Below are 6,000 nucleotides of genomic sequence, written 5' to 3'. Positions count from 1 at the left end.
ATCGTGGACACCGCCCGCCGACCAGCGCGAGCACGGAAGGACGCCCGCACACCAGACCCGTGACCTGCAACTTCACGATGCACACCGCTCAATGGTGATGAACAGGAAGGGGAACATCGACCCGGCGAACACCGGGCCGGCTCCGGTCGAGGCGAATTCGGTCACCGGCTCGGCCTTGAGCACCGGGGCGGCGATCACGACGCCGACGGCCATCAGCGCGATGGTGCCGACCTTCATGAACGTCGACAGGTAATCGCGGGGCGCCAACAGCATCCACACCGGGAGCACGGAGGCGACGAAGCCGTAACCGATCAGGCAGAAGACCAGGGTCTCGGGGCTCCAGATGAAGTACTCGGCCAGCGAGGAGTCCGCGACCCAGCCTCCGCCGAGGATGGCGAGCAGCAGCAGCACCACACCGATGACGCTGGTCTCCACGACCTGGCCGGGCCGCAGGTAGCGCAGGTAGAAGCCCATGAAGAGGGCGATGGGGATGGTCATGGTGACCGAGAAGGTGCCCCAGGCCGACTCCGCCAGGGCGTTGACGACGACCATGGCCAGGACGGCGAGCAGGATGATCATGATGGCGAACACGCCGATCAGTGCGGCGGCGCCACCCACCTTGCCGATCTCGTCCCGGGCCATCTGCCCCAGGCTCTTGCCGTCCCGGCGCATGGACAGGAACAGGACGATCATGTCCTGCACCGCACCCGCCAAGATCACGCCCACGATGATCCAGACGGTGCCCGGCAGATAGCCCATCTGGGCGGCCAGGACGGGCCCGACGAGCGGGCCGGCACCGGCGATGGCCGCAAAGTGGTGGCCGAACAGCACCCGCTTGTCCGTGGGATGGTAGTCGACACCGTCCTCCAGCCGCTCCGCCGGAGTGGCACGGGTGTCATCGACCTCCAGAACCCGGCGGGCGATGAACCGCGAATAGAAGCGGTACGCGATCGCATACGAGCCCAGGGCCGCCATCACCAGCCAGACAGCCGAGATCTCCTCACCCCGGGACAGAGCCAGCACACCCCAGCCGGTCGCCCCGGCCAAGGCGACCGCCGTCCAGATCAGAATCGAACGTAGTGGCGGGCGGGCGCGACGGGACGGCGTACGGTCCCCGGACGGCGCGGGCAGGCCGGCTCTGGGCGCAGCGGATTCAGGCATGGCGGCTCCTCATGCGACAGCTGGTGATCGACGAAAAGGTGTGGTGCGGTGCTTGGAACGGGCCCCGGATCGGCAGGACCGGTGTCACCCCCGGGGCAGGGGAGACTTCCGGTGCGGCAGACACACGGCCGGCGGCGCCAGGGCCGCAGGACCCGGGCGAGCTGGTACCAGAAGAAGAGCGGCACCCCGGTGAGACCCGAACCCTCACCGGTGCACCACGCAACCCACAGCAGGCCGTCACACGGGTCAAAGGACCCGTGTGACGGCCACGGCACGTCGTCCCCGGGGTCACCGGTACGCGCCGAGGCAGCCTCCCTTTTCCCGCTTCGTGACCAAGAGTTGCCTGACCGCCGGAGTCGGTTGACAGCTGATCCCCAGAAGATTCCCGTCGGTTCCCCGCCGGTTCCCCGCCGGTTCCCTGTCGGCCGGAACGGCCTCTCGTGCGACTTCCGGCGAGGGGCCGTGACTCCAACGCGGGAGTCCGACAGGTCCGGGCGGTGTGGCGCCGGTGATCACCGCGGGAGACGCTCGCGGTGCTCGGCGAGAGCACGTCGCCGGCTGTGCCGGCCGGTTCCAGTTGTGGCACGGGGCTGATACGCACCAGCACATCGTCCGTACCCCGACTGCACAGCCTGAAGGGAAAGCGCCCGAAACGCCGACCATCCGCCCCTCCAGAGCCGTGACTTCTGCAAGGACGTCGTCGCCGAGGGCGCCTTGGCGGCCGGGACCATGAGTCCGGGCTGGGCGAGCAACCGTTCCCCCCACGAGATCGTCACCAGCGATGTCCCGCCGATGCAGTTCAAGTTCCGAGCGGTTGTGTTTCCGGACTCCTCCCCGGCCGACGGAACGCCGGTGAAGTTGCAGCGCACCGACGGGTTCTGACAACACATCGGCCAACGTGCCCAACCGCTTGCACTCCCGATGCAGCGCCGCCAGGGCCGGGTGCCCGGCGCTCGACAGGCCACCTCCCGTTCGGCGAACGGCCCGGTGGCCCGGGCGAGAACACTTCAGGTGCCGACTCGATCAGATCGGCCTCCTCCCGTGCCCCGGCCGCGAGATGCCGTGAGGCGGAGCGCCGTCAGGTGGAGCCGACCGCGGCGATCACCGAGCCGGGACCTTCGCCGCCGTGGTCACCGGCGACGGTCCCGCACCAGCGCGACATCGCAGGCGGGGCGGGTCGGCGGTGCCTTCGCGACACTGACGCCGGCCGCCTGACTCTGCGGGCGTGCGGCCATGCGTCGGGCGAGCGCGTTGGCGACGGCACTGCCGTGTTCCTTGCGGAGCCGGTGGAGGCAGGCGTCCACACCGGCAGCGGTACCGGCGCCGGTGACGACCGGATCCTCGTCGGCGTACAGCACGTGGGAATCGCCCCGGGCCAACGGGTCGGCGGCAGGCGAGTTCCTCGGCCGGAGAGCCGCAGGCGCCTCCGCCTTGGAACACGGGGGCCGTGGCCGCCGGCTGCCCTGCCCTCGCGCGGTGGCCGTCAGAGAGGCCCGATGAGGTCGAACGCGGCTGTGCCGTCGCGTCCAGGGCCGAGCTGGCCGTGAGTGTGGTGGAAGACGACACCGGGTCCGGACGGGTTCTGGTTGAGGACCCACAGGCCGATCAGGATGGCGAGCGCGAAGACGACGGTGATCAAGGCGGTGAGGACGAGACGGCGGCGGCGTTCACGGCGCAGCCAGTCCCCGCGGGCCAAGCGGTAGGCGTCGGGGGTGGCGTGCACGTTGCAGGCCAGGGCTCCCAGGGCCTCACGCAGTTGCTGTTCGGTGCGGTCGCGGGAGGTGTCGTTCATCGCCGGGCCTCCATCGCCTGGGTCAGGGCGGCGATGCCGCGCGATGTGTGTGTCTTGACCGAGCCCGCGGAGATGCCCATCGCTGCGGCGATCTCGCTCTCCTTCAGCCCGAGCCAGTGTCTCAGAACGAGGGCCTCACGCTGTCGCGCGGGCAGTCGTTGGAGGGCGCCGATCAGCACGCGCTGATCGGCGCGGAGCAGGGCAGAGCTCTCGGCCGAGGCGACGACATCGGCGGGCGGGATCTCGGCGTGCCTGCGCACAACCTGCAGGTGGCGTATGCGCATGCGGGTCAGATTGCACACGGTGGAGCGTAGATAGGCCTCCGCGGCCTCGGTGTCCCGCAGCTTGCGCCATTTCCGGTAGATCTGGTAATACGCCTCGGCGACGATGTTCTCAGGATCGTCGGCGCCGAGCAACGCGGCGAGACGGAGCATCGAGGAGTAGTGCAGATCGAACAATCGGGATACGGTCACCTCCCGTTCGAGTCCGTCCGGGTCGGCCGCGGTCTGCGCGGAGCCACCAGTGGTCACGTCAGCGGAGGCGCTTCCGCTGACGGTTCCGCCGTCGGTGGCGGCGTCGGTGGATTCCGGTACGGGCGGCCTCGGGACCTGTGCGGCGGGGTGCAGTGTCGCGTGGCTGTCGTGTCTGCGTCTCATGAGTTGCTCGTTCCCGTCTCGGGGCGCCGCCGGGCAGTCAGGCGCGACGGCAGTTCGGTGGTGTCGGTCCCGCGAGGCGCGCCGAGGCGTTCGAGCGCCGCGGTGGTGACCAGCGCGACCGTCAGGTTGATCAGGAGAGCGGCAAGTCCGGCATAGATCTCCACGTGGTGGTCGGCGGGTCCGAAAGGCACAGCGGGGGAGAATCCCTCGCGCACGACCATGACCGTCCCGACCGCCATGCCCACCGCCCATCCTGCGAGCAGGGCCTTCGGGTGCAGCCGGCGAGTGAACAGCCCGATGGCCACCGCGGGGAATATCTGCAGAATCCATACGCCACCGAGGAGTTGGAGGTTGATGGCGTCCTGGTCCCGCAGACCGAACACGAACGCGACTGCTCCGACCTTCGCGGTGAGCGACACGAGCCGGGCGACGCGCACCTGCCGTTTCGGCGTGGCCGTCGGATGAACGTATTCGACATAGACGTTGCGTACGAAGGATGTGGCGGCTGCGATCGACATCACGGCGGCCGGGACCAACGCCCCCACGGTGATCGCGGCGAACACCAGCCCGGCCAGCGGCGCGGGCATGAGCCGGTCCACCAGCATCGGAACGGCCGACTCGGCGCCGCCCGCCGGGGCGCGTACGCCCGCAGCCAGCGCGACGATGCCGAGAAGACCGAAGAGGGCGAGCAGCGCGGTCCATGCGGGCAATGCGACCGTGGCCTTCCGCAGAGCGTCGGGGCCGGAGGCGGCGAAGCCGGCGACGAGCACGTGCGGGTACATCAGCAGGGCCAGGGCGGAGCCCAGGGCGAGCGTGGCGTAGGCGGACTGCTGTCCGGGAGCCAGAATCAGTGAGGCGTCGCCGGCCTCGGCGGCCCGGAGGGCAGCCCTGTCGAAGACAGCTGCCGGGCCGCCGAGACCCTTCAGGGCCAGCCAGCACACGACGCCTACGGAGGTGAACACGGCGACCGCCTTGAGGGCCGCGATGACCGTGGGGGCGCGCAGCCCGTAGCGGTACGTCGCCACCGCGAGCCCGGCGAAGAGCACGACCATCACCAGGTCGCCGGCGGTACCCCGTGGGTAGAGGCCGCCCGCGACGAGCACGGCACGAATGCCGACCAATTGCAGCGCCAGGTACGGCATGGTGGCGAGGATGCCGGTCAGTGCGACCGCGAGGGCCAGAAGCGACGATCCGTAGCGCCCGCGGACGAAGTCGGCGACGGTGATGTAACCGTGGCGGCGGGACACGTTCCAAAGGCGCGGCAGCAGGACGAAGGCGAGCGGGCAGAGGATCACGGTGTAGGGCACCGCGAAGAACGCAGGGGCGCCGACACCGTACGCCAGTCCCGGTATGGCGGTGAAGGTGTACGCGGTGAAGATCGTGCCGCCCAGCAGGAACCACGTCCATACGGGCCCGAGGCTGCGGTCGGCCAGTGCCCAGCCCTCCAGGGACGGCAGGCGGTCGGTCGGGTGGAGGCGGCGCGCGGTGACGGCGACGAGTGAGGCCCCGCCGATGACGGCGAGGAACGGAGCGACCATGGCGGCATCCGCCATCGCTCACCTCCGTGTGTAGACCAGCCTCTGAGGGCGAGTTGCGTGGATCGCCGATCCGGATGACAGAAACGGGCGGGAAATCTTCTGGAGATTTGCTGTCAACCGGTTGCGGCCGGTCGGCAACTCTTGCACAAACCCGCTGATGAAGGCGAGAGGAATGTGTGATGTGACATGGTTTGCCCCTTCCCGGCTGCGGCGCGGCACAGCGGCCGTTGTGCTCCTTACTCCTGCGGCAGGACTGTTGTGGGTCCCGTGGTACGGCGGTGCGCGCCCGCGGGTGGCAGGAGTGCCGTTCTTCTACTGGTACCAGCTCGCTTGGGTGCCCGGATGTGGTCTCGCCCTACTCGCCGCGTATCTCCTGACCAGGAACACCCGTCACCGTCCTGACCCCGGCTCCGGCCGCCGGCGTCACCGGCCCGGCCTCTGATCCGCAGTACGGCACGCCGTCACGGAACACACCGGAGTGAGGGCCGCCCGACCCGAGCCCACCGAGCCCGCTGCCACGGGCCAACCGTTGGGAGCCGTACGCCTTCCCACGGGTGGTTCACGGTCACCGCGCTCGGCTCGATCGGCGATCGGCTGGGGAAAAGCGTCTGACTGGGTGGCCGGGGGCGGTTCCTGGGGCTGCTGCGTCTGTCGTGAGGGTCCGCCTGCGATCCGTCGCTGTGCTGGTACGTCACCGGATCGCGGGGAGGGGACAGGGATGCCCGAGGCCGGATCTGATCACGGCGCACCATCAGGCGTTGCCGGTCGTGCCCCGGGTGCGTGAGCGGAACGTGAACCTGCCCGCCTACGACGCGACGTATCGCGCCGGCGGAGGGGCTCCTGGTGCCGCTGG

General features: G+C 69.8%; 4 protein-coding genes and 2 pseudogenes. 1 reads left to right on the top strand and 5 read right to left on the bottom strand.

Going from position 1 to position 6,000, the window contains the following annotated elements:
* Nucleotides 1–90: 90 nt before the first annotated feature.
* The 5 genes and pseudogenes from AB0903_RS31745 to AB0903_RS31725 form a co-directional block, all read right to left on the bottom strand.
* Nucleotides 91–1,161, bottom strand: a pseudogene (locus tag AB0903_RS31745) (carbon starvation CstA family protein); the annotation flags it as partial.
* A 1,232-nt stretch (nt 1,162–2,393) separates the two neighbouring features.
* A pseudogene (locus tag AB0903_RS31740) lies at nt 2,394–2,519 on the bottom strand (AraC family transcriptional regulator); the annotation flags it as partial.
* Nucleotides 2,520–2,644: 125 nt separating this feature from the next.
* Complete coding sequence (locus AB0903_RS31735) at nt 2,645–2,953, bottom strand: hypothetical protein (protein WP_366708199.1); 309 nt, start codon at nt 2,951–2,953, stop codon at nt 2,645–2,647.
* Entirely contained in the window at nt 2,950–3,609 is a 660-nt protein-coding gene (locus AB0903_RS31730) for a sigma-70 family RNA polymerase sigma factor (RefSeq protein WP_366708198.1), read from the bottom strand. The genes AB0903_RS31735 and AB0903_RS31730 overlap by 4 nt, the downstream gene beginning before the upstream one ends.
* Nucleotides 3,606–5,162 (bottom strand): sodium:solute symporter, encoded by a 1,557-nt coding sequence (locus AB0903_RS31725; RefSeq protein ID WP_366708197.1) that lies wholly within the window; start codon nt 5,160–5,162, stop codon nt 3,606–3,608. The genes AB0903_RS31730 and AB0903_RS31725 overlap by 4 nt, the downstream gene beginning before the upstream one ends.
* A gap of 157 nt (nt 5,163–5,319) precedes the next feature.
* On the opposite strand from AB0903_RS31725, the gene AB0903_RS31720 reads away from it, so the two are divergent.
* The gene (locus AB0903_RS31720; RefSeq protein ID WP_366708196.1) at nt 5,320–5,589 is read left to right on the top strand and encodes a DUF3311 domain-containing protein; all 270 of its coding nucleotides are present in this window, start codon (nt 5,320–5,322) and stop codon (nt 5,587–5,589) included.
* The last annotated feature ends 411 nt before the right edge of the window (nt 5,590–6,000 follow it).

The organism is Streptomyces sp. NPDC048389 (genome assembly GCF_040706335.1).
GTDB lineage: Bacteria > Actinomycetota > Actinomycetes > Streptomycetales > Streptomycetaceae > Streptomyces.
Note: the sequence above shows the minus strand (reverse complement) of the source record. Positions and strands in the feature narration are given on the sequence as shown.